The 22,270-nt window shown below is 58.7% G+C and carries 18 protein-coding genes and 1 pseudogene; 14 read left to right on the forward strand and 5 right to left on the reverse strand.

The features are described from left to right. The first annotated feature begins 729 nt into the window (after window positions 1-729). The 7 genes from ABVQ20_RS34940 (at window position 730) to ABVQ20_RS34970 (ending at window position 7,626) form a co-directional block, all read left to right on the forward strand. On the forward strand, window positions 730-1,920 hold the full coding sequence (locus tag ABVQ20_RS34940; protein WP_354464377.1) for an NADH-quinone oxidoreductase subunit D: 1,191 nt from the start codon (window positions 730-732) through the stop codon (window positions 1,918-1,920). A 1,072-nt stretch (window positions 1,921-2,992) separates the two neighbouring features. Continuing rightward, window positions 2,993-3,421 (forward strand): hypothetical protein, encoded by a 429-nt coding sequence (locus ABVQ20_RS34945; protein WP_354464378.1) that lies wholly within the window; start codon window positions 2,993-2,995, stop codon window positions 3,419-3,421. A gap of 182 nt (window positions 3,422-3,603) precedes the next feature. Further along, the gene (locus ABVQ20_RS34950) at window positions 3,604-3,750 is read left to right on the forward strand and encodes a hypothetical protein (protein WP_354464379.1); all 147 of its coding nucleotides are present in this window, start codon (window positions 3,604-3,606) and stop codon (window positions 3,748-3,750) included. 253 nt (window positions 3,751-4,003) lie between these two features. Then, window positions 4,004-4,228 (forward strand): hypothetical protein, encoded by a 225-nt coding sequence (locus ABVQ20_RS34955; RefSeq protein ID WP_354464380.1) that lies wholly within the window; start codon window positions 4,004-4,006, stop codon window positions 4,226-4,228. Between the two features lie 709 nt (window positions 4,229-4,937). Beyond that, the gene (locus ABVQ20_RS34960) at window positions 4,938-5,186 is read left to right on the forward strand and encodes a hypothetical protein (protein WP_354464381.1); all 249 of its coding nucleotides are present in this window, start codon (window positions 4,938-4,940) and stop codon (window positions 5,184-5,186) included. A 1,420-nt stretch (window positions 5,187-6,606) separates the two neighbouring features. Continuing rightward, window positions 6,607-6,903, forward strand: coding sequence for a GlsB/YeaQ/YmgE family stress response membrane protein (locus ABVQ20_RS34965; RefSeq protein ID WP_354464382.1), 297 nt, complete (start codon window positions 6,607-6,609; stop codon window positions 6,901-6,903). Between the two features lie 78 nt (window positions 6,904-6,981). Continuing rightward, window positions 6,982-7,626 (forward strand): hypothetical protein, encoded by a 645-nt coding sequence (locus tag ABVQ20_RS34970; RefSeq protein WP_354464383.1) that lies wholly within the window; start codon window positions 6,982-6,984, stop codon window positions 7,624-7,626. A 108-nt stretch (window positions 7,627-7,734) separates the two neighbouring features. Here the strand turns inward: ABVQ20_RS34970 and ABVQ20_RS34975 are convergent, their stop codons facing one another. The 5 genes and pseudogenes from ABVQ20_RS34975 to ABVQ20_RS34995 all read right to left on the reverse strand — a co-directional run bounded on the left by ABVQ20_RS34975 (window position 7,735) and on the right by ABVQ20_RS34995 (window position 12,816). Next, window positions 7,735-8,391: an outer membrane protein gene (locus tag ABVQ20_RS34975; RefSeq protein WP_354464384.1), complete on the reverse strand. Its 657-nt coding sequence runs from the start codon at window positions 8,389-8,391 to the stop codon at window positions 7,735-7,737. Window positions 8,392-8,826: 435 nt separating this feature from the next. Continuing rightward, window positions 8,827-8,955: a hypothetical protein gene (locus ABVQ20_RS34980; protein ID WP_354464385.1), complete on the reverse strand. Its 129-nt coding sequence runs from the start codon at window positions 8,953-8,955 to the stop codon at window positions 8,827-8,829. A gap of 176 nt (window positions 8,956-9,131) precedes the next feature. Beyond that, the gene (istB, locus tag ABVQ20_RS34985; protein ID WP_435528482.1) at window positions 9,132-9,860 is read right to left on the reverse strand and encodes an IS21-like element helper ATPase IstB; all 729 of its coding nucleotides are present in this window, start codon (window positions 9,858-9,860) and stop codon (window positions 9,132-9,134) included. Then, window positions 9,793-11,359 (reverse strand): annotated as a pseudogene (gene istA, locus ABVQ20_RS34990) (IS21 family transposase). Before istA ends, istB begins: the two are co-directional and overlap by 68 nt. Window positions 11,360-12,021: 662 nt before the next feature. Continuing rightward, window positions 12,022-12,816, reverse strand: a complete 795-nt coding sequence (locus ABVQ20_RS34995; RefSeq protein WP_354464387.1) for a helix-turn-helix domain-containing protein — start codon at window positions 12,814-12,816, stop codon at window positions 12,022-12,024. Window positions 12,817-12,967: 151 nt separating this feature from the next. Here ABVQ20_RS34995 and ABVQ20_RS35000 point away from each other — a divergent pair, with 151 nt between their 5' ends. The 7 genes from ABVQ20_RS35000 to ABVQ20_RS35030 all read left to right on the forward strand — a co-directional run bounded on the left by ABVQ20_RS35000 (window position 12,968) and on the right by ABVQ20_RS35030 (window position 22,251). Further along, entirely contained in the window at window positions 12,968-14,521 is a 1,554-nt protein-coding gene (locus ABVQ20_RS35000; protein ID WP_354464388.1) for an ABC transporter substrate-binding protein, read from the forward strand. Window positions 14,522-14,624: 103 nt separating this feature from the next. Next, the gene (locus ABVQ20_RS35005) at window positions 14,625-16,058 is read left to right on the forward strand and encodes a C69 family dipeptidase (protein WP_354464389.1); all 1,434 of its coding nucleotides are present in this window, start codon (window positions 14,625-14,627) and stop codon (window positions 16,056-16,058) included. Window positions 16,059-16,196: 138 nt separating this feature from the next. Next, window positions 16,197-17,165 carry an ABC transporter permease gene (locus ABVQ20_RS35010; protein WP_354464398.1) on the forward strand — a complete coding sequence of 323 codons (969 nt, stop codon included), beginning with the start codon at window positions 16,197-16,199 and terminating at the stop codon, window positions 17,163-17,165. Then, complete coding sequence (locus tag ABVQ20_RS35015; protein ID WP_354464390.1) at window positions 17,162-18,061, forward strand: ABC transporter permease; 900 nt, start codon at window positions 17,162-17,164, stop codon at window positions 18,059-18,061. Before ABVQ20_RS35010 ends, ABVQ20_RS35015 begins: the two co-directional genes overlap by 4 nt. Beyond that, window positions 18,051-19,811 (forward strand): ABC transporter ATP-binding protein, encoded by a 1,761-nt coding sequence (locus ABVQ20_RS35020; RefSeq protein ID WP_354464391.1) that lies wholly within the window; start codon window positions 18,051-18,053, stop codon window positions 19,809-19,811. Before ABVQ20_RS35015 ends, ABVQ20_RS35020 begins: the two co-directional genes overlap by 11 nt. Beyond that, entirely contained in the window at window positions 19,729-21,279 is a 1,551-nt protein-coding gene (locus ABVQ20_RS35025) for an amidase (RefSeq protein WP_354464392.1), read from the forward strand. The genes ABVQ20_RS35020 and ABVQ20_RS35025 overlap by 83 nt, the downstream gene beginning before the upstream one ends. Window positions 21,280-21,417: 138 nt before the next feature. Beyond that, on the forward strand, window positions 21,418-22,251 hold the full coding sequence (locus ABVQ20_RS35030) for an SDR family NAD(P)-dependent oxidoreductase (RefSeq protein WP_354464393.1): 834 nt from the start codon (window positions 21,418-21,420) through the stop codon (window positions 22,249-22,251). The last annotated feature ends 19 nt before the right edge of the window (window positions 22,252-22,270 follow it).

The raw sequence follows: 22,270 nt of genomic DNA on the forward strand, positions 1-22,270 counted from the left end.
GGCAAGGCGTTCGGCCCATCCTCGGGGGGAGACCGGTAATTTTGCGGGGGTAAATTCCGCCCCTTGATCGAGGTAATCCATTCGATCGTCGCGACGAAAACGACCGTGTTGGATCGGACCTTGCTGCCAATCCCTGTAGACACTACCCCAGCAAAATTACCGCTCTCACGATTTACATGTCCAAGGCAACAGCTCCGAGGCACGGCTTTCACCATTTGGCCACATCTGTAGCAGCCGAGGGCCACAACTAAGGGATACTCTTTGTTGCCATCAAGATGATCCTCCTTCGAGCAAACGGGAACGGAAAGATCGTGCGCATGCTGACGACAATCGCCGTCCTTTTGGCACTCGGCTGGCGTCGCCAGTTTACGCTCAATCCCCGGGCGCGCAACTTCCCCAAGATGTAACCCAGGCTCCGGCAATTTCGTGTGACCAGACTTCACGAGCGTAGCGGTCATCGACATCGAGGATTTGCCTCCGGAATAGATCGGAGGTCGATGCCGTGATTGCCCAAACGAGCTCGGAAGAGTGGTATATCCTGCAAAGTTCGATCGATGCGACGCCACCTGCCGTGTCGGTGTCGGCAGCGGTCGGGCTGGATTCGTCGCATGTGGTCGCTCATCGGTAACGATGGCCCAGACGACGACTTGATTTGATCGCCGGTCAGGCGCCGCACTTTGCATCGGGCGTTCGAGATCGACTGCGAATTACGAGGCCGGAAGGATTGCCATGGCCGAGGCCGCAATTCGCAACTTCACCATCAATTTCGGACCGCAGCATCCGGCCGCGCATGGTGTCTTGCGGCTCGTGCTTGAACTCGATGGCGAGGTCGTCAAGCGCGTCGATCCGCATATCGGCCTGCTGCATCGCGGGACCGAGAAGCTCATAGAGCACAAGAACTATCTGCAGGCCCTGCCCTATTTCGACCGGCTCGACTACGTCGCGCCGATGAATCAGGAGCATGCATTCTGCCTCGCCGTCGAGAAGCTGCTCGAAATATCGGTTCCGCGACGCGGACAGCTCATCCGTGTCCTTTTTTGCGAAATCGGCCGACTTCTGTCGCACCTTCTCAATGTGACGACGCAAGCCATGGATATCGGCGCGCTGACCCCGCCGCTCTGGGGTTTTGCCGAACGCGAGAAGCTGATGGTCTTCTACGAGCGCGCTTCCGGCGCCCGCATGCACGCGAATTATTTCCGGGTCGGCGGCGTGCATCAGGATCTGCCTCCGAAGCTTCTGGACGACATCTGGGATTTCTGTGACCCGTTCCTCAAGGTCTGCGACAATCTCGAAGTGCTGCTCACAGACAACCGCATCTTCAAGCAACGCAACGTCGATATCGGCGTGATCGGTCTTCACGATGCCTGGGCTTGGGGCTTCTCCGGCGTGATGGTACGCGGATCGGGCGCGGCCTGGGATTTGCGCAAGGCGCAGCCATATGAATGTTACCCCGAGATGGATTTCGACATTCCCATCGGCAAGAACGGGGACTGCTATGACCGCTATCTCGTCCGCATGGAGGAAATGCGCCAGTCGGTGCGGATCATGAAGCAATGCCTGGAAAAATTACGGTCGCCGGAAGGCCGGGGCCCGGTCGCACTTCCAAATCAAAAGATCACGCCACCGTCGCGTGCCGAGATGAAACGCTCGATGGAAGCGACGATCCATCATTTCAAACTTTACACGGAAGGGCATCACGTGCCCGCCGGGCAGGTATACGCTGCGGTCGAAGCACCGAAGGGTGAGTTCGGCGTTTATTTGATTTCCGATGGCAGCAATGTTCCGTACCGGTGCAAAATCCGAGCACCCTCCTTCGCCCATCTGCAGGCAATGGATTTCTTGTGTCGGGGCCACATGATCGCCGATGTCTCTGCGATCATTGGTTCGCTCGACATCGTGTTCGGTGAGATCGATCGTTAAGCCGAGTTGCACATCTCGGCTGCTGGAAGATAGGCCTACAATCGCAGGATCATCCGTGGTTTATCGAAGTCGGGCAAAAAAAGCCCGCCGGAGTGCGTCTCTCTGGCCTGCTGCCGGTTCAGCGGACAGGCAGCAGGCCAAGTTGACCCTACCCAGCCGTCAGGGAATGACAAATTCGAAAAGAACGGCTCGCCCTTTCACAAGGCGGGCCGTTCCTTCGCTTTTTACAGAAGATACGAAAACGCCGCTCGACCGGAAGGGAGCGGCGTTTATCAAGTGTGGCGTCCTAACCCCTAGACGAAACCCTGATTGGTCGGGGCCGCCGGACTCGAACCGACGTTTCCAGCTTGTTCGCTATCAACCTTTAGATGGTGTTCTCCCGTCGTCCTTGCAAGCGCCATAGCATCCTTCCGAAATCCATCCTTAGGTCTCGTCGACCTCAGCGCCGGCGGCCGGCGGCGCTCCAAGGAAGAACGGCGTATAAGCCGCAGTCCTGCGGGCGTCCGCGACAGCGGACGAATGTCGCACGTAGGACGAAGGAAATTCGCCCCCGCCGCGGGCGGTGAGCAGGACAGCCGTAGGAGCGTCAGCATAGCGCCGGCCGCAGGACGGGACGCGGGACCGACTGTCCCGTCCACGGTGGCCCAAATGTTGTGCGGATTTGCGCTGTTTGGTCGTGGCTGCGACGCGGCGTCCGATTCACAGTGTCGGAGTATCATCCAATATAGCGGTGCTGGAATTCCGAATCTGAGGAACGCGGGGAAAGGCGATAGCGCCCCCCATCATCCACCACATCAATCTCATGAGCCGAAGCATCCTATCCGTCCCGAAAAAGGCGGCCATCGGTCACCGCATCATCATCGAGCAGACTTCAATGGCATTTTTTCCACAGAGGGCGCATCGAAATTGGTACGATCTCTTGTGCTTCCGTAGTGCTTCCGCGCAAAAAACGCGAGGACAATTGTCAAAATCATCCTCAGCTAACTATCTGATATTTATTCTGGGGAACTCTTTCGCATCGACGACGTTTTAGATAAGCAGAAATAGTGCCCCAATCAGAGAGGACTTGGCTATGAAGTTCCTGTCCTGCATGGCGGCCGCCTTAGTATCAACCTTTGCGCTAACAAGCGCTGTTTCGGTTGATGCCGCACCGATGTTCTTGCCTAAGGCACAAAGTGTTCAGCCTGGTGTTATCCAAATTCGGGATGGCGTCAGATGGCGCCACCACTTTCGGGGAAGCGGCAATTATGAACGGTACAGGGGTTACTATCGGCCGGGATACGGCGGATATGACGACTCCTTCCCAAGCGGAATTGTGGCCGGAGCACTGATTGGCAGCATGTATTACGGTGGCGGTTATTACGGCGACGACCCGTATTACGAGGCGCAATATCGTCCGTACTACTACCGATACCACCACCGGCATCACCACCGATACTACTACCACCACCGGTACCACCACCACAGGCACTACTACCACAGGCACTACTACCGCTACTGAAATACGACACGTTATCGCATTTGGCCCGCTACCTCACGGTGGCGGGCCACTGCGTTCGTCGGCGCGTTGAGGTGGACTTGGGATTTTGATCACTAGCCGTTGTTTTCGATAACGACTGGATGGTCCCTGTGGTGATAACGGGTCGAGACGACGACGCTATCTGAACGGTGATGCCGTCTTCCATGATCATCGAAGGCAATCTGGCCGTGGTGGCGGTGATGCAGGCGATGGCCGTCCTCGTTGATCACCACGTCGTTGTTGTTTTGGCGATGATGGTGATGTCGATGGGCCTGGATGACCAAGTCACCCTCGGCTGCAGAAGCGAGTGAAGGCGCGGCCAAGCTCAGCGCCAATGCGGCCAAAATTATTGTTTTCATTGAGAGTTCTCCAAATAGGTCCCCTTCGCCGAGGTAAACCCCATTCGCACACTTTGGTTCCGGAACGCCCAAGAGACAGGCGCGCGGCGCTGGCATGTCGGCCGACTATAACGTTACCAAACTGTAATGTTGCCGCAAAGCGTCAGACAGATCGCCTCGTCACAGTGTCCATGGCCGATACGAGCCAAGTGGAGGAAAATAAAAAATGTACAAGAAACTTCTTTCCGCAGCGATTCTAGTGATTCTCGCAACCGCTCCCGCACTTTCGGCGACAGAATATTTCGTCGCCCAGAAAGCAAGTGACAAGACGTGTTCCGTCGCCAAAATCAAGCCTGACGGCAAGACCGTGATGATGGTCGGCAAGACATCTTACAAAACCGAGGCCGAAGCTACGGCGGCGATGAAAGCAGCCACCGAATGCAAGAAGTAGGGTCCCGAAAAATGCCCGATGGCGCCTGGCGACCTGGCAAGCTCTAGCGCAGCTTTGCTAGCCAACCGAGTGCTCTATCGCTTTGGTCAGGCCCGACAGCCCGATGGCCCACGTCTGAAGGCTGTCGGGCCGCCCTTGTGAGGTGAGGCCCTTCTCGCAACGGAGCGAGCGCGCCCAAATGTTCACATTTATTGTCAAACAGGACGCGCTTTCGAGACAGAACGTCCGACCGAGTGTCCAAAGGGCTAGTGATCCACTGAGATTTAATGCAGAGAATTTTTCTCTGGGAAGCAAGCTGCCGATTGGATGATGCCTATGGTGAAGCGGGATAGAATTTTATCGCTTCGAGATCGGTCATATCCGCTGGCCCTCTCATAACCACATCAACCTCGAAGAAGCAGCCTGGTTTGATCGTGCCACTGAATTCGCCAGCGCAACTGTTCAGAATCTTGGCGTATTCCGAGGCGGGAACCCCTTTGACGGTGAGCACTGGCGCGCCTACCGGATCGCCAGTCTCGTTGACGCATAACAGACCCCGAAGCCGATGACAGCGGTTTCAATAGGGCAAAAAACCCGCTTCGTTTGGCCGATATAGTCGTTCGGAGAGACCGCCAGATCGACCAAGTTTTGTCGCTCCTGGCGCATCCCCGCCAGCGCGGCGACTGTGCAATTCCTCGGATTGAAGGAGGAGAAGGACGTGAGTTGGGTGATGCCAAGGCTTACCGCGCACCCGATCCGCACCTTCAGGGAGCGGGTCAAACTGAGTGCGGGCTTCCCACGGGTGCCACGGACCTACATCAATTGCATCGGCGACAAACCACTTGGCCAGCCAAAGAGCGCGCAAGCCGCTAATATCGAGGACTACCACGAGCTGCGAACGGGGCACGACGCCATGGTGACCGCACCAGACGATGTCGCCGAGTTGCTGAGCCGGATCGCGGAGGACACCACTGCATAGCCCCGGAGCATCAGCGGACGCGCAGCAATCCGCTCGAATCTAAACGGCCGCTCTGCACAATTGCGAAGACGCCACTTTTAGTGACCCAACCCATTATGGTCTGCAGCTTTTTGCTTCCTCAAGGGTCGTAGCCCTGTTCACGCAATTCGAGAGCGTGTCAAAATCGGCCTTCATGGCGTTGAAATTGACCACGAGAGAATTGAATTGGCTCACCTTGTCATCAATCTCTCGGACAGCATCATTGAACTTCGATTTGCAAATGAAGCCGTTATAGTCGCAGGCATACGAGTCGAAGCAGACCGCATCTTTTGAAACGCAGGTCGCATTGCTCTTACAGACGACAGCCCCGTAGTCCAAGCAGGCCGGTTCTCCAATTGAGCATGAGAAGGACTGCTGCCCGAAAGCGTCTGTGGCAATGCACATAAACATGGCCGCCGAGTATACAACCCGCCATATTCCCCGTCTCATCGTCGAACGTCCCCTCCTCCTTCGGGACCGCAGGCCTGGTGATACCGCGCCGCTCAGTTCCCTCAAGGACATGCCCCGCCCATACCGTGCCCTGCAGTCTGTACTCCTCTGCATTGGCTGGCACAAATAAATCGATCGTCCAGACGAAACAAAACTACACCCTCGGTACTGATTTGCTCCACTGCTTGCTCGGGGGAGATCAAATGAAAAAAATATCGTTCGTCGTTAGCGCAGCTCTGTGCATCAGCAGCTGCTCTACAAGTCCTATCGTGTCCAACAGTGATCTCACGGCTATGAATACCGTGACGCTATGTCATGCACTGGCTGCTAGTGCTGACGAGCAGTATCGAAGCAGAGTGGCAGCCCTTCTGGTTCGTCGGGGAGCGACGGCGGAGAAGTGCACTAGACTCATCCAAACGGACAATGCTGTGGCAACCGGGATAGCAGTCGCGGGCGTCGCAGCTGCGGCGGGCGCGGCCGCGAAAAATGGTGGCGGGACCTACTACACTCCCCAGGTCTATGGGGTGGCTTGGGATCAATTCTACGACCAGTATCACAACCTCACATGGCGGTGCCGCGACAGGTCCACAGGGCGGTTTGTCGATGACTACTACTGCAACGGCTTACCTATGGTGGACAGCACATGGCCGGGTTGGTCGGCGTAGCATTGGCTATAATCGATCGCGCGACACGCTAACCCATTTCAGGGAAACGTATTCAGACCTGCCGGCCATCCTGCCCGGCCCTGCCAGCAGCTGGTGGACCGCACGTTAAGGGCTATCTTTGCCGCGCAGAACTCTCGCCGTCCGATAGGGCGGCGGGGCCGGCGCCGCAGGGCGGGCTCGGTCCCGTGATGTTGGCTTTCGTGGGGATAGAGGATCGGCTATGGATCTAGCGCGCTCGTTTGCGGGCGCCAATCGCGCAGCAAAAAAGCGAGCCCGGGAGGATCACCATGCATCTGTCGAACGAGAGCATCATTGTCATATTGGTAGTTGGCCTCATCGCCGGGTGGCTGGCCGGGAAGATCGTACGCGGAGCCGGTTATGGCCTGATCGGGGATATAGCCATCGGGATCATCGGCGCGTTCATCGGTGACTGGCTGCTGCCCAGCTTGGGCATCCATCTCGGGAGCGGAACGATCAGCTCGATCGTGAACGCCACCATCGGCGCGATTGTCCTTCTCCTGATCATCAGGTTGGTTGCTGGTGGAGGCCGTTTCGGTGGCGGATGGGGTCGTCGCTGGCGATAATAAGGATGCGGTTTGCCTTTGGGTCACAACCGACCGTGGCCCTTGTCGCGGCGTTTATAATCTGTCTTGCGCTTACCAATGCCGATGCGGTCGATTGGCGGGATATTACAGCCGCTACAGCAAGAAATTTTCCAAGCTGACCGTCGTGGCGACTTCAAAAGTGCCGCCCATGCCGCCGAAGAATGCGTGACGATGGCATCGGCGGAATCCGATAAATTGCCCTATTACTGCGCATACTACCTCAGCTCCGCACTCAAATTGGGGAAGGGCATTCTTCGCGACCAGAATCGCGCCTTCCCTCTTTTAAAGAGCATCACGGCGAAGGATCTGGACGACGAGGCGGCACTGGCCTTGGTGGAAAACTACCTGGACGGAGCGGGCACGCCTCGTGACGCAATTGAGGCGGGGATTGTGTTTTGGCGGGTTCAGCACGGCGCTTGGTCGATTTACAGCGCCTATTGGGGCATGTGTAACGAATGCGAAGAGTTCCGTAAACACGAGCGGATTGTCGCCTACCGGATCGCACGAGAACTTACGGCGGAGGAGAAGCAAACGGCCGAAAGTCTCGCCATTGCGCGTTTCCCTGCAATAGCAGAGCGAGCCAAGCATCGAGACGCCCAGATCAAGCGGATGCAGGCCCTGATACTGGCCCTGATCGCGGTGGTCGGCTGTCTGATTTGGTGGCGGCGGCGGTCACGTAAACAAAGCTACGTAGCACATTAAAGGCTGAAGGCCTCATTCTCACCCTGCTGTGAACGCCCTTGCTCGCATTTCGGACCCGTCTATTCGTCGCACTGTCTGACGATCGGGTTGTTTGGGATGGATCCGTGATCAGAATTTGTAATTCAGGCCGACGACGGCGGTATGTATCTGTGTTTTGGCGCGGACAAGGCTATCAGTCAGGTAGTCATCCGAACCCAGATCGAAATACTTGTATTCCGCCTTGGCTGTCCAATGCTGGTCGAACGCATATTCGGCGCCCAGGCCGACGGTCCATCCGGCTCTCGTTTTCTTTGTATCGAACGTTGTGCCGCCAGAATTACGGTCATAGATGTCGATGGTCCCGTAACCCAAGCCGCCGGTGCCATAGATCAGCAGATCATTCATAGCCAGCCCGAGCCTGCCGCGAACGGAGCCGAGCATGCTTACCTTGGAACCGCAAGTAAAAGTCGGGTTAGGGCACTCCGTGGAGCCGTTGATGTCGGCAGCCGAGATGTCGGCTTCCACGCCGTAAACGATATTGTCGGTCTGGAAGTTGTAGCCAACCTGCAAGCCACCAAGAGCGCCGCTGCCGTTGTGGTTGGCAGGATTGGGTGCGGGCAGGAAGTCAAAATCGACATGGTCCCAGCCGCCACCGGCATGAACGCCGACATAGGCTCCCGACCAGTTGTATGTTGAAGCCACCGGGACCTCGGCCACAGCGTCCGCCGCCACGGCGCCGGTCGCAAGTCCAGCAAGCATGGTTGCCGCTAGAAGGATCGACTTCATTTAAAACCCCCTCACCAAATCACAAATTAATATAGCAGCTTCTAATGAAGAACCCTCGCGTTTGCCAGCGGCGGTTTCCGGAACGTTACTTTCTGTTGCATATTTGGCACAATCATGCGGCAGGACTTTGCCGATTGACGCGAGATACTACAGAATATGAAACATGGACGTCACGCTAAATGCACTTATCGCATACTGCCGATCGTCCGACGCGCCTCCGCAATCACCGCCGCAATTTCTCTACGCTGACCTATGGCCTCACAAGTAAAGCGGCCGTGCTTGTATAGCCCGTGCCCTGATCCTGTTGGCACTCCACCGCCAGCCCCGTGAAATCGGCAGACGTTATGTCCGCGTTTGGCAGGCGCTTTGCAACCAATTCCACTACGCTTGCTACGCGCCCGGCACCGTGGCGCTGCGTGCGCCTTGTCCATGGGGTTACCGTTCATTTTCTTGACCCACCCCACCCCCATGGGCAACGTTGCCGACGATGGCTTGCCCGCCCTTCTCGATCGTGACGCGCTCCACAATCACCCGCTGCTCGCCTTTGCTGCGATAGCGCTTCAACGCCCCCACCTGGGCCGCAAACGTGTCAAACGGCTCCCAAAACTGACCCTCGATCGGCGTCCAATTTTGACCCCCCTTATGTAATGCGCGGCGGTCAGCGTTCGCCCGGGCGGAGTTGGTCAGGGTTGCGCAGCCCGGGCGAGCGCGGATTGCGCTTGGCTGCTTGATTGGGGTGATCAGGCGCGGCTCTTGAAGCGCCAGGACTCGTTTCCGGTCTCGATGATCTCGCAATGATGGGTGAGACGGTCGAGGAGCGCTGTCGTCATGTTGGCGTCGCCGAAGACGGCGGGCCATTCTCCGAACGCCAGGTTGGTGGTGACGATGATCGAGGTCCGTTCATAGAGCCTGCTGATCAGGTGGAAGAGCAATTGCCCGCCGGCTTGCGCGAACGGGAGATAGCCGAGTTCATCGAGCACGACGAAGTCGAGCCGGGTGAGGTAATCGGCGATACGGCCCTGCTTGCCGGCGCGGTGCTCGGTCTCGAGCCGGTTGACGAGATCGATGACGTTGAAGAAGCGGCCACGTGAGCCGTTGCGGATCAGGGCGCGGGCAATGGCGATTGCCAAATGCGACTTGCCGGTTCCGGTGCCGCCGATGAGCACGGCGTTGCGCTGGTCGGCGACGAAGGTGCCGTTGGCAAGGTCCCGGACCAGCACCTCGTTGACCGGCGTGCCGTCGAAGTCGAACTCATCGATGTCCTTGGCGATCGGCAGCTTGGCGACGGTGAGCTGGTATTTGATGGAGCGGGCCTGCTTCTCGGCGATCTCGGCCGAGAGAAGATCGCCGACGATCCTCGGCGGCTCGTGCTGGCGCTTGATGCCTGTCGCCATGACCTCGTCATAGGCGCCGCGCATCCCGTAGAGCTTCAGCGCCCCCATCAGTTCCAGAACCTGCGCGCGTTCCAACAGCTTGCCCTCCTGAGTCTGTCGTAGCGGGCGCAGTCGGCCTGCGGCTCGTGTTGCAGGCGAAGAGCGTCCGGGGTGAGAATGGTGACGGCCGGCGCCGGATCGCGCTGCCGCGCCAGGATGTTGATGATGACGGCGGATGAGCAGACATTCTGATCGAGCGCGTCCTGGCAGGCAGCCTCCACGGCATCGATGCCGTCGGTCAACACCGTGGCCAGGATCGACACCATCTGCCGATCGCCGTCATGCGCCGCTTTTAATCGGCGTCGGATACGCTCCATCGCTGGTGGCAGAGCCCAGTCCCGGAATGGCGCGCCATTGCGCAGCGCACCGGGCTTGCGGGCAAGTACAGGGACGTAATGCCAGGGATCGTAGACCGTCTCGTTCCGCCCGAAGGAGCGGGCATGTTCGGCGACGACCACGCCGTCCTGGCGGATGACGATCCTGTCGGCATAGGCATGGATCTCGACCGGGCGGCCGACGGCCGTCGATAGGACCGAGTATTTGTTGGTGTCGAAGCGAACCGTGCAGGTCTTCGACACCGAGGCCGGCACCGTGTGGAATCCGTCGAAGGGGCCGCGATACTCGACCAGTTTGCCGCGCTCTTCCTCGAACACGTTCCAGATCGTTCGTTCCGGTTGCTCGACGTGACGGTGCGCCTTGGCGTAGGCGACGCACTTGTCCTGCAGCCAGGCGTTCAGCTCCTCATAGGTCTTGAAGCGCAGCCTGGGCGTGAAGAAGCGCTCGCGCACCAGCCCGACCTGGTTCTCGACCTGACCCTTCTCCCAGCCCGACGCTGGCGTGCAGGCGACCGGCTGCACCAGATAATGGCTGCACATCTGCAGGAAGCGGCGATTGTATTGGCGGTCCTTGCCAACAAAGATCGTTTCCACCGCCGTCTTCATGTTGTCGTAGATGCCGCGCGTGCAGGCGCCGCCGAAGAAGGCAAAGGCCCTGTCATGGGCGTCGAACACCATCTCCTGCGTCTCGCGCGGATAGGCCCTGACGAACATCATGCGGCTGTGGCAGAGCCGGACATGGGCGACCTTCACGGTCACTGTCACGCCGTTGATCAGGACGATCTCGTGGCTCCAGTCGAACTGGTAGGCCTCGCCCGGCGCGAAGAACAGCGGCACATAGGCGTCCGCCGTCGCCGACCCCTGCGCCTTCGCCCAGCTCTTCGCGTAGCGGCGGACGGCGTCATAGCCACCCTCGTAGCCGAGACTGCAAAGCTCTTCGTAGATCCGGATCAGTGTCAGTTGCTCGCGCGCCGCCTTGCCACGGTTGCCATTCAAAAACCCGTCAAGCTGATCCTGCCACGGACCGATCTTCGGCTTGGGCTGCCGCTCGCGTTCGTAGGAGAACGATGTCTCATTGGATCTGAGAATCTTGCGGACGGCGTTCCGCGACACATGCAGTTCGCGGCAAATCCGCTTGAGCGACCATCCTTGCACATGGAATGCGCGCCGAACTCGGGCAATCGTATCCACCGACTTCATCCCCACACCATCCGCTCGCCACGACGAGCTGATGGTCGCAAATCAAAAGCATCAGGGGGGTCAAAATTGGACGCCGATTCCCCGGCTTATGGGGTCAATTTTGCACGCCGATTCACAACCAGGTGCCGATTCCACCGGGCTCATACCTGTCATCATGACGGTCGATGACGGACTCGAGGCTACTATTCCGCGAGACTGGTCCCAACGGAACCCGCCCGTATCGCACGACGACCGCGCAATTCGGAGACGCCATAGACGAGGCCTATCGCTGGTCGCCCCGTCCAATCTGCCACTGCCCACGCGCTGTCGTGTGGGAATATCGTAGTTGGAGTCAGAGTAGCTGAAGTCAGAGTAGCTGAACAAGAGGCAACTCTGCGTCGAAATGCAAGTTCGAGGTGCGAGCCGGCAATTCAAACCAGAAGTGATTCTTCCGTAAACTCAAGTGTATTGGTGACTGGCTCGCGAACCTCTCTAAACGGTACTGCGAGAACCGGTTAGACTTGTCGATGATCTTACTGCGCGCGGCCGAGAATCTGTGAAGGCGGCTTACAGGGGCGCGATCTCCTCAGAGGAAGTTCGGCGCAGTGAGCTGTCTGAAGATCACACTGCAACCCGTGAGTAGAGAGCCCATGACCTCGGAGACAGGGCAAATGGAGAAGCAATCAAGCGGGACTGGAGCTTAAGGTGCCGGTGAATCTTCCAGATTGAAGATAGCGCCGAATTCTGGGATCTATCCTTCGGTCTTCTATCGGGTAGGATCCACAAGATCGCATCTGCTCCTTCAAATTGATCACATGCCCCAGATATTTTAATGCGATCGGCGACGCAAAAGGTTCCCGATGCACCTGGGAGGTCACTCCGAAGGTCAGTCCGGTTAGGACATCGAGCCTTTTCCGGTAGGACGGGAACAGCATCGACTCGACGAGCGAGTCCCCTGAAAGGGTCTCAAACTCCATTATGAAGATGCAGTTTCCGAGGTAACTCACGAGTCCTGTGTACTTCGACAGATGCGGCACGGCTTCGGCGGAACCGGACGACCTCTCTATCGTCCGGCTCAATATCTTGCCTTGGCTTTCATAAATATGCGTCAGCGACCTCGTCACATATCCAGCGGTATACGGCACCAGAAAGTGCATGTGGTAGTAGCCCAAGAGCTGCCGCATTTTCTGCAGGTCGCCAGGAAACGCTCTGTCGATCATGCGGGCGACGGAATTGCGAAACGGCAGTTCATGGGGCGCGGGATTTGGATTGTGTACCTGCTTCGTGTTCAGCAGATCGTCGATGCGTATTCCCAGTCCGCGCGCGATGCGCTGAAGGTTATGGTTCGAAGGCCGCGATGTGCCGGCCAGATAGCGGGCGAATTGCTGGCGATTGAAGTCCATCGCCCGGCACGCTTCCGAGACGGACCGGTATCCTGAACAAAGAAGCCGCAAATTTTCCGCCAGAAAATCGCCCATCCACCCCACCTCGCTGTTTTGTGCAGCATAGCTGCAAGTAGCGCAAATTCAACGCATCTCGCTGCGTTGTCAGGCGAACAGGATCTCGGAATCATCAGCGAATACGCTCAAGAGCTGAGTGAGATACTTTTCAACAAGGAGAACTCGTCAGATGGCACATGCCCCGGCTTCATCGCTCTCACTAAGCCGACGGCGACTGCTGCAGTTTTCCGCGGCTGCCGGATTGACGAGCCTCTTCAAAACCAGCGCCTACGCTGAAGCCCCCAAACGCGGCGGGCGCATGATCCTCGGCTCGATGCACGGGTCGACGACCGATTCGACCGATCCGGCGCTGCTTACCAACGCCTTTCAATGGTACCTGGCCTTCGCATTCACCAGCACGCTGACCGAGATACTGCCGGACGGAACGATTGGTCCAGCACTGGCCGAAAGATGGGACAGCACCGACGCCAAGGTCTGGAAATTCAAGTTGCGTGACGGGGTTACCTTTCATGATGGACGACCGATGTCAGTCGCCGATGTCATCGCCTCGATCAATCACCACCGAGCGCCCGACTCGACATCTTTCGTCAAGCCGCTGGCCGACCAGATGGTCGACGTCAGCGGGGACGGCAAAAATGGCGTCGTAATATCGCTCAAGGCGGCGAATGCCGACCTCCCGGCCAACCTGAACACTCCCGCCTTCACCATCTACCCCGCGGCCGGTGAAAAGATCGACTGGCAATCGCGAAATGGGACGGGTGGCTACATATTGCGCGAATACGAGCCGGGAGTTCGGGCATATCTGGAGCGCAACCCGAGATACTGGCGAAACGACCGTGCCTTTGCCGACGAAGTCGAAATGCTTTGCATCGGCGACGCCACCGCTCGAATGAACGCGCTGGTCTCGGGTGAGGTTCATGCAGTGGACGAGGTGGATCTGAAAACCGTCGCCCTCCTGCAGAAGCAGCCGAACATCACTATCGATGAGACTCCTGGCCCACTGCAATATTCATTTCCGATGCGGACCGACGTCGCTCCTTTCGACAATGTCGATGTTCGCCTCGCATTGAAATATTCGATCAACCGGCAGGAGATGCTGGACAAAATTTTGCTGGGGCATGGGAGCCTCGGCAACGATACCCCGATTGGGCCTTCCTATACTTTTCACGCTAACATCGAGCAGATTGCCTATGACCCCGACAAGGCCAAGTTCCACCTGAAGAAGGCCGGCCTTCAGAAGCTGAGCGTCGACCTTCATACCGCCGAGGCAGCGTTCCCCGGTGCCACCGACGCGGCAGTCCTCTATGCCGAGCAGGCTCGCGCGTCCGGAATAGAAATCAACGTGGTGCGCGAACCGGACGATGGGTATTGGGACAACATCTGGCTGAAGAAGCCGTTCTGCGCGGCGTACTGGGATGGATTCCCGATGACCAGTGAGATGTTCGCGGTGGGTTACTCGCCTGGAGCAGCCTGGAACGACACGTACTGGACGAACCAACGCTTCGAATATCTCCGCGTTGCGGCAGCGGCCGAAATGGACGCGAACAAGCGCCGAGACATGTATACGGAGATGCAGAAGATCGTTCGGGACGACGGCGGAGCGCTGATATTTGCCTATGCGAGCTATGTCATGGCTCGCGGGCCATCGATCGGGCACGGGCCGTTATCAACGACCAATCGCTTCGACGGTGCTCGCATTGCGGAGCGCTGGTGGCTGGTATGAGCGCCGATCCATTCGTAGCTGACAAGCAACCTCACGATGGGTGCAGGAAGCTGGGCGGCTATGTTTCCTGCATGTCTTGTGCTCCCTTCAAAGGCTGTCCCAAGTGAGTTATGGCATCTACATAGGCAAGTCTCTGACGGCCGATGGGATCGCGTATCTGGGCGGATACGGCGATGAGCCTTCCAGCCACTGGCTTGAGATCCTGAAGCCAGAGGCTCATCAAAGCGGAACGCTCATCAAAGTCGGCGTCACGCCCGACGCTGATATGCCGGGTTTGATCACGGATATACCTCAGGTCAAGGAGACGGCTGGGCACATCCGCGTCAGCTATAGTTATTACAAGGGAACGCCAGCGCCCCTGACCAATGGGGGACTGAACGAATACGGAGTGGCGGTGCGGGATATCTGGTCTCCATCGAGGCCGGAACTCATCGCGATGACGCCCCAAAACCAGACCGGGCCCAACTACAGCGACCTCTCCCGCATCGTCCTGGAGAGGGCAAGAACGGCCCGAGAAGGGGTCGAACTGGTGGGCCATCTCATCGCCCAGCATGGCCACACCACCTATGGCGGCAATTCGCATATCATCGCGGACTCTGACGAGGCGTGGGTCGTCATTCAATTTGCAGGCGGACAGGGACTTTGGATCGCCGAGCGACTAGACGACCATAGCATTCGCGTTTCCAGGCCCGGCTATATTGGAGACGTGCCGGTCGGCGAGCCGTCAGGCCGCGATTATCTCTACTCCACCAATCTGATCAGCTTCGCAGTGTCGAGGGGCTGGTATGATCCGTCCCGCTCTCAACCCTTCAATGTGAACGCCGTTTATGGCGACGGCAAAGGCAGATGGGCAGGGGTGCTGTGGATGGAAGAAGAAATGGCCCGCCGCGCGGCGGGCTGGGAAAAGATCAAGATCCAGGATGTGATGTGGGCCGTTCGTACCGAAAGGCTGACTGGTGACGCCGCCGGATATGGTCAAGTCGTCCCTCTCGTCAGGACGGACCACAATCAGCTTCGCTTGCTTTGGCACACGCAAGTGGGGGCCGTCGCGGCGCCCTTCGTACCGGTTTTCATGGGCGTCACGAGCATACCCGAGGAATTCAGGATGCACCGCTATCTGACCGACCGGGAAGCAGCGCGCTGTTACGACACCCGCGAGATCAACCGGCGTAACGAGATCTCCGCGGTCCCGCAAGGTATAGAATCGACCAGATCCGCGACCCAGGTATTCAAGAGATTGCAAAACCTGATGTTTGCCAACAGCCAATCCTTCCTGCCCGAGGTCAAAGAGCTTTGGGAAGCCTATGAGACGGATCTGCTGCAAGCCAGCGCTCTTGTCATCGCGTCCGCGAGGGAGTTGTTGCGGGCCGACCGAACAGACTTGGCAGAACATTATCTGACCTATTTCAGTTGCAACGAGTTGGTGAAGGCGCTTGAGGTCGCAGAATCCCTCGCCAAGAGCCTGGAGGTCCGGACAAGATTCCTGTTCGGTATAAGCTCGGACGCCACTCCCGTCGGGCCTGCCCAGATATGGTAGGGCGTTGTCATACTCGGTCCCTTCAGTTCGATCTTTCCTCCCGGCGCGCGATGTTACGCCAGACATCAAAGCATGAGGACTGAACGGGTGTCGCGTCTTATGCGGTCAGTCCGGCAGCGTGCGTCCATGGCGAACGCCATGCATCCTGTAGCGAGCACGATTACGGAGCGATTGGGGCTGGGGTTCCTGACCCTCTTCATCGTCTCGCTCCTTATCTTTTCGGCCATCGAGTTTCTGCCGGGTGACTTCGCCAACACTACCCTCGGGCAGTCCGCGACGCCGCAAACGGTCGCCGCTTTCCAACGGGAGATCGGCCTCGATAGACCTGCCCCGCAACGCTATGTCGAATGGATCGGCGCCGCGCTGCGGGGCGACTTCGGCGCGTCGTTTTCTTCTCGACCGGGTAGTGAGAGGCTGGTGGTCGACATTATCGGGCCGCGGCTGCGCAATACAGTGTTTTTGGCCGTGATTACGGCCCTGGTCGCCGTGCCGTTGGCGCTCGCCCTAGGGATCGCGGCAGCTTTGTACCGGAACAGCTGGTTCGACCGTTTCGTCAACGCCGTGACGCTGACCACGATCTCGGTACCGGAATTCTTTGTCGCTTACATTCTGATGCTGCTGCTGGTGATCAAAATCCCGCTCTTTCAGTCTCTGTCCAATGTCAGGCCAGACATGGGGGTCCTCGAGAGTCTTCCTCACATAGCCCTTCCCGTTATGACGCTTACGCTGGTCATCGTCGCACATATGATGCGCATGACCCGTGCGGCGATCATCGGGCTGCTTGCAAACACCTATATTGAAATGGCGCAATTGAAAGGGTTGTCTCCGGCTCGCATCGTCATTGCGCACGCGCTGCCGAATGCGTGGGCGCCCATCGCCAACGTGATCGCCTTCAACCTCGCCTATTTGGTGGTCGGCATGGTGATCGTGGAGGTCGTGTTCGTCTATCCGGGGATCGGCAGAGCGTTAATCGACGCCGTGCGAGCACGCGATATACCCGTGGTGCAGGCCTGCACGCTGATCTTCGCCGCAACCTATATCCTGCTCAATCTGGTCGCGGACATCATCTCGATCGCCACAAACCCGAGGCTCCTGCATCCGCGATGAGAGCCCTCGATGATCATGCAGAGCCTCGCGCGGACGGGGTCCAGAACCAACGCGGCCTGTTCGCGACTGCCTCGCGTGGTTTGAAGAGAGCATCGCCTGCCGCGTGGTTCGGGGTGATTGTCGTCTTGCTCTATGTCTCGGTCGCACTCCTGGCGCCGGTGTTGGCTCCCTACGGCGAGAGCGAGATCGTCTCCTCGCAGTCATATGCTCCCTGGAGCGAGAAATTCATCTTTGGCACGGATCAGCTTGGCCGCGACTTGCTCTCGCGTTTGATCTACGGCGCGCGTAACACGATCGGGATCGCACTTCTGTCCACAGTCCTGGCCTTCGCTATAGGCGGCGCATTGGGCATCCTGGCGGCCCTTTGGGGCAAGACATTTGACCTGTTGTTGTCCCGGTTGGTCGATGCCCTGATGGCGGTGCCGCAGTTGATCTTCGTCCTGATCCTGTTGTCCGTGTTCGGAAACTCCATCCCCTGCCTAATCCTGGTTGTCGCCGCTCTCACCGCTACCCAGGTTTTCCGACTCGCGCGCTCCGTCGCCATGAATGTCGTCGTGATGGAATACGTTGAAGATGCCAAACTACGCGGCGAGAACCTGGTCTGGATCGTCAGCAGAGAGATACTGCCAAACATCCTGCCGACTTTGATCGCCGAATTCGGCATGCGGTTCTGCTTCGTCTTCCTGACCTTTTCGGCACTGTCTTTCCTAGGGCTTGGAATCCAGCCGCCCACCGCGGATTGGGGTTCCATGGTGCGCGAGAGCGCCACGCTGATATCTTATGGCGACATTACCCCGCTTCTCCCCGCCGGAGCCATCGCCCTGCTTACGGTCGCGGTGAACTTTGTGGTCGACTGGTTCCTGCATTCCGCGAGCGGCTTGCGCGATGAGCACTGACGCTGAGCCCCGCAAGGGCGGAACACTTCTCCAGATACGCGATCTCGTGATCAGCGGGCAAAGCAACGATCAGTGGCATCCAATCGTGAACGGCGTAAGCCTCACCCTAGGCCGTGGCGAGGTTGTTGGCTTGGTCGGCGAGTCCGGCGCCGGCAAGTCTACGATTGGCCTCGCCGCCATGGGCTTCGCCCGCCCCGGATGTCGGTTCGACAGGGGAGAGGTCGTCTTTGATGGTGTGGACCTGCTGAAACTCGAGGAAAGGCAACGACGGAAGCTCAGAGGCACCCGCATCGCCTACGTCGCTCAGAGCGCTTCTGCCTCCTTCAATCCGGCTCACCGCCTCATGGACCAAGTGGTTGAGACGGCGATGGTCAGCGGGTCCTTGAGCAGGAAAGCCGCGGAAGCCAGGGCGATCGACCTGTTCGAGAAGCTCCGGCTGCCGGAGCCGACCGAGATCGGCAAGCGCTATCCGCATCAGGTTTCCGGGGGACAATTGCAGCGCGCCATGGTGGCCATGGCGATGTCTTGCCGTCCAAGCCTCATCATCTTCGACGAGCCTACCACGGCGCTCGATGTCACCACTCAGGTCGAGGTGCTCTCCGCTATCCGCGATGTCGTGGAGCAGCATGAGACAGCAGCGCTGTTCATAACTCACGACCTCGCGGTCGTATCGCAGATGGCGCATCGGATCGTGGTACTCCGCAACGGCGCCGTCGTGGAGGAGGCAAATACGCGAGGCATCCTGGATTCTCCTCGCGAGGAGTATACCAAATCGCTTTGGGCGGTGAGAAAGATCCATAAACCTGAGGCGCCCAGCAGCGACAATGTGCTTGCGATCGAAGGGATAAGTGTGAGCTACGGACCCCGTAACCCGCTTGCACTGCGCAATGTGAGCCTGGATGTGCAGCGCGGGCGTACTCTATCGATCGTCGGGGAATCTGGATCCGGTAAATCGACGCTTGCGCGGGTGATCGCGGGGCTGATGCCGCCGCTCGCCGGCAAATTGGTCTTCAATGGTACCCAACTTCCTCCTGCGGTCAAAGACAGAGACCGAGATCAACTCCGCCGCATCCAACTCATCTATCAGTCGCCCGACGCTGCGCTGAACCCACGGCAAACGGTTCGTACCGCGATCGGCAGGCGGCTCGAATTGTATTTCGGAATGCGGGGCCGTATCCGTGACCGCCGGGTTGTCGAACTCCTGGAAATGATCGACCTAAGCGGGCGATACATCGACCGTCTGCCGAGCGAGTTGTCGGGCGGCCAGAAGCAGCGGGTGTGCATTGCTCGCGCTCTCGCGGCTCAACCAGAGATCATAATCTGCGACGAGATCACGTCCTCCCTGGATCAGATCGTTCAGGCGGAGATCCTGAAGCTTCTGCTGCGGCTCCAGGCGGAATTGAGCGTATCCTACGTGTTCATATCGCACGACATCGCAACCGTCAGCGCTATCTCGGACCAGATCATCGTGATGAACAAAGGCGAAATCGTCGAGCAAGGTTCAAAAACGAGCGTCTTATCGCCACCGCATCCGGCGTACACGGATCTATTGTTGGCGTCGGTACCCCAGATGGACCCAGAGTGGCTGACCCGTCTGTTGCAGCAACGAAGGTCAGAAGTATCGGATGGTTCCGCATCTGGCCGCACCTTCGCAGGCGGGAACGTGGGTGCAGTTCCGCATGAATGGCTCCAGGATCAGCCGCCTCAACGCAGCAACCCGCGCAAAGATGCGTCCGACGTCAATCAGTAATCAATCCAGATACGACCAAGAGAAGGCTAATCCTTTGAACAATGACGACATCTGCTACCTGACCGCGACGGAGGCTCTCGAGCTTTACAGAAAGCGGGAGCTTTCCCCCGTCGAGTTGGTGGAGGCTCAAATCCGGCGCGCCGAGATGGTCGAGCCGACGATCAACGCCTTCACGGACACCTATTTTGATGAAGCCCTGCAGCAGGCCAAGGCAGCGGAAGAGCGCTACATGCGGTCTGATCCGCGCGACCTCCGGCCGCTTGATGGAATCCCCTTGGCGGTGAAGGACGCCCAACGGGTGGCAGGCAAGCGAACCACCTACGGATCATTGCTCTTCGCGGATAATGTCGACGAGCACTCAGATCCGATAATCGATCGGCTGGTTGCAGCCGGAGCCATCATTCACGCCCGCACCACGACGCCCGAATTCTGCCTCTCGGGGACCTGCGAGACCAGGATGTGGGGAAAGACCCGCAACCCGTTCAACACCGGCTATGGCCCAGGTGGCTCCTCGGGCGGCTCGGCAGCGTCGCTGGCGGCAGGGACGTCCGTACTAGCGACGGGCACCGATATCGGCGGATCGATCCGTATCCCAGCGAGTTGCTGTGGCGTGGTAGGCTACAAGCCGCCCAAGGGACGGAACCCGGACGGGCCGCCAGCGAATTTCGATCCCTATAATCACTGCGGGCCGTTGGCGCGATCGGTTGCCGACGCTGCTCTGGTCCAGAATATCGTTTCCGGCCCCCATCCGCTCGACCACAACTCGCTACGCGAAAGGGTTCGCCTGGCCGATGCGGTACAGCCGGTGAACGGGCTGCGCGTCGCCTGGTCGATGAATCTCGGCTATGTCCAGATCGCGACCGAGGTGCGCCGAAACACGCTCGCGGCGCTCGATATTTTCAGGGAACTCGGATGCATCGTGGAAGAAGTCGATCTCCGGTGGAGCTCAGATTGCGACAGGGCGGCCACCGCGTGGTATAACGCCATGCATTTCGGCCGTCAGGCGCTGTGGCACGCGGAAACGCGCGCGGCTCTCATGACGGACTATGCTCTGGCGGCGGCGCAGTCCGCCAGGACGTTGGCGATCGACGACATAGCCAGGTCCTGGGAGACACAGCACGCGATGTATCAGAGCTTCGGGCCGATGATGGAGAGCCACGATATCTTCATCTGCCCTACGGCAGCGATCCCAGCGCCTTCCGCGGACCACAACCCGCTTGACCAAAACTTCAAGATCGAAGGGAAAAAGGCGGATCCGGAATATGGCTGGTCGCTCACGCATCAGTTCAACATGCTCTTCAATTCGCCTGTGATGTCGCTGCCCTCGGGACGGGCCGAGACGGCTGTTCCGACCGGTATCCAGGTCGTGGGAAGGACGTTTGACGATCCGACGGTGTTTCGGGCAGCCTTGGCTTATGAGCACGCTGTAGGAGGCTGGTTCGGCCCGGAGGCTCGGCCGAAATGTTGAACGTACGCTGACGTTTTACGGCATCCTGGATGGGCCACTGGCAATGTTGGCGAGAAGGACATCTGTGTCGAAAATTCGGCTTCGCAACGGCTAGAGTATCCGAAAAATTCTATACTACCAGACAGGAGAGCGGGCGAGATGCGGTTTCAAGACAAGGTCGTGATCGTCACCGGAGGCAATTCCGGAATCGGACGTGGCATAGCGCGGTACTTCGCCAAGGAAGGCGCAAGGCTCGCTCTTGTCGGTCGCGACAGCGCCAAGGGTTCGGAAGTGGAAGCGGAAATCGCGTCCGTGGGGGGAAGAGCTACTTTCTTCCAATGTGATCTGGCAAGCGAAGCGGCAGCGGCGGAATTGGTGGACAAGGTTGCCCAATGGGGCAGACTGGACGTCGTGGTCAACAATGCCGGCGTGGGCTCCCGCCGGTCGGGCATCGAAGCCGATGAGCCGCCCGGCCTGCGCTGGTCGAAGTTGCGGGGCCCCAACCTCGATTCGACATACTTCGTCTCCTCTTACGCGCTCCCCGCAATGCGCGACTGCGGCGGCGGTGCGATCGTAAACATCTCATCGACAGCCACACTGCATGGAAACTGGGGATTGTACGGCGTTGCGAAGGCCGGGGTAGAGGCGCTGACACGTTCGTTGGCGGTCGAAGGCGCACCATTCGGAATTCGAGCGAATTGTGTCAGCCCCGGTTGGATCGCTACCACATTGGATGAAAGCGAACCTGCGTTACGCACGGATAGTTCGGGTGAGTGGGAAACGCCGCCAGGAGTCTTCAATCGCATGGGAACCCCCGACGAGATCGCCGCGGCGGTGGCCTTCCTCGCAAGTGCGGAAGCGTCCTTCATCACCGGTCAATCGCTTGTGGTCGATGGCGGGTTGTCGATCCTTGATTACACTTCTCTGACCCTGCTCAAGACGCGTGGCCCCGCGTTGTTCTCCGGGACGTTGGTGGACACGTCCACTAAGTAGGCGGGACAGCTTGCGACGA

Origin of the sequence: Mesorhizobium shangrilense (assembly GCF_040537815.1) — a bacterium.
GTDB classification, from domain to species: Bacteria; Pseudomonadota; Alphaproteobacteria; order Rhizobiales; family Rhizobiaceae; genus Mesorhizobium; species Mesorhizobium shangrilense.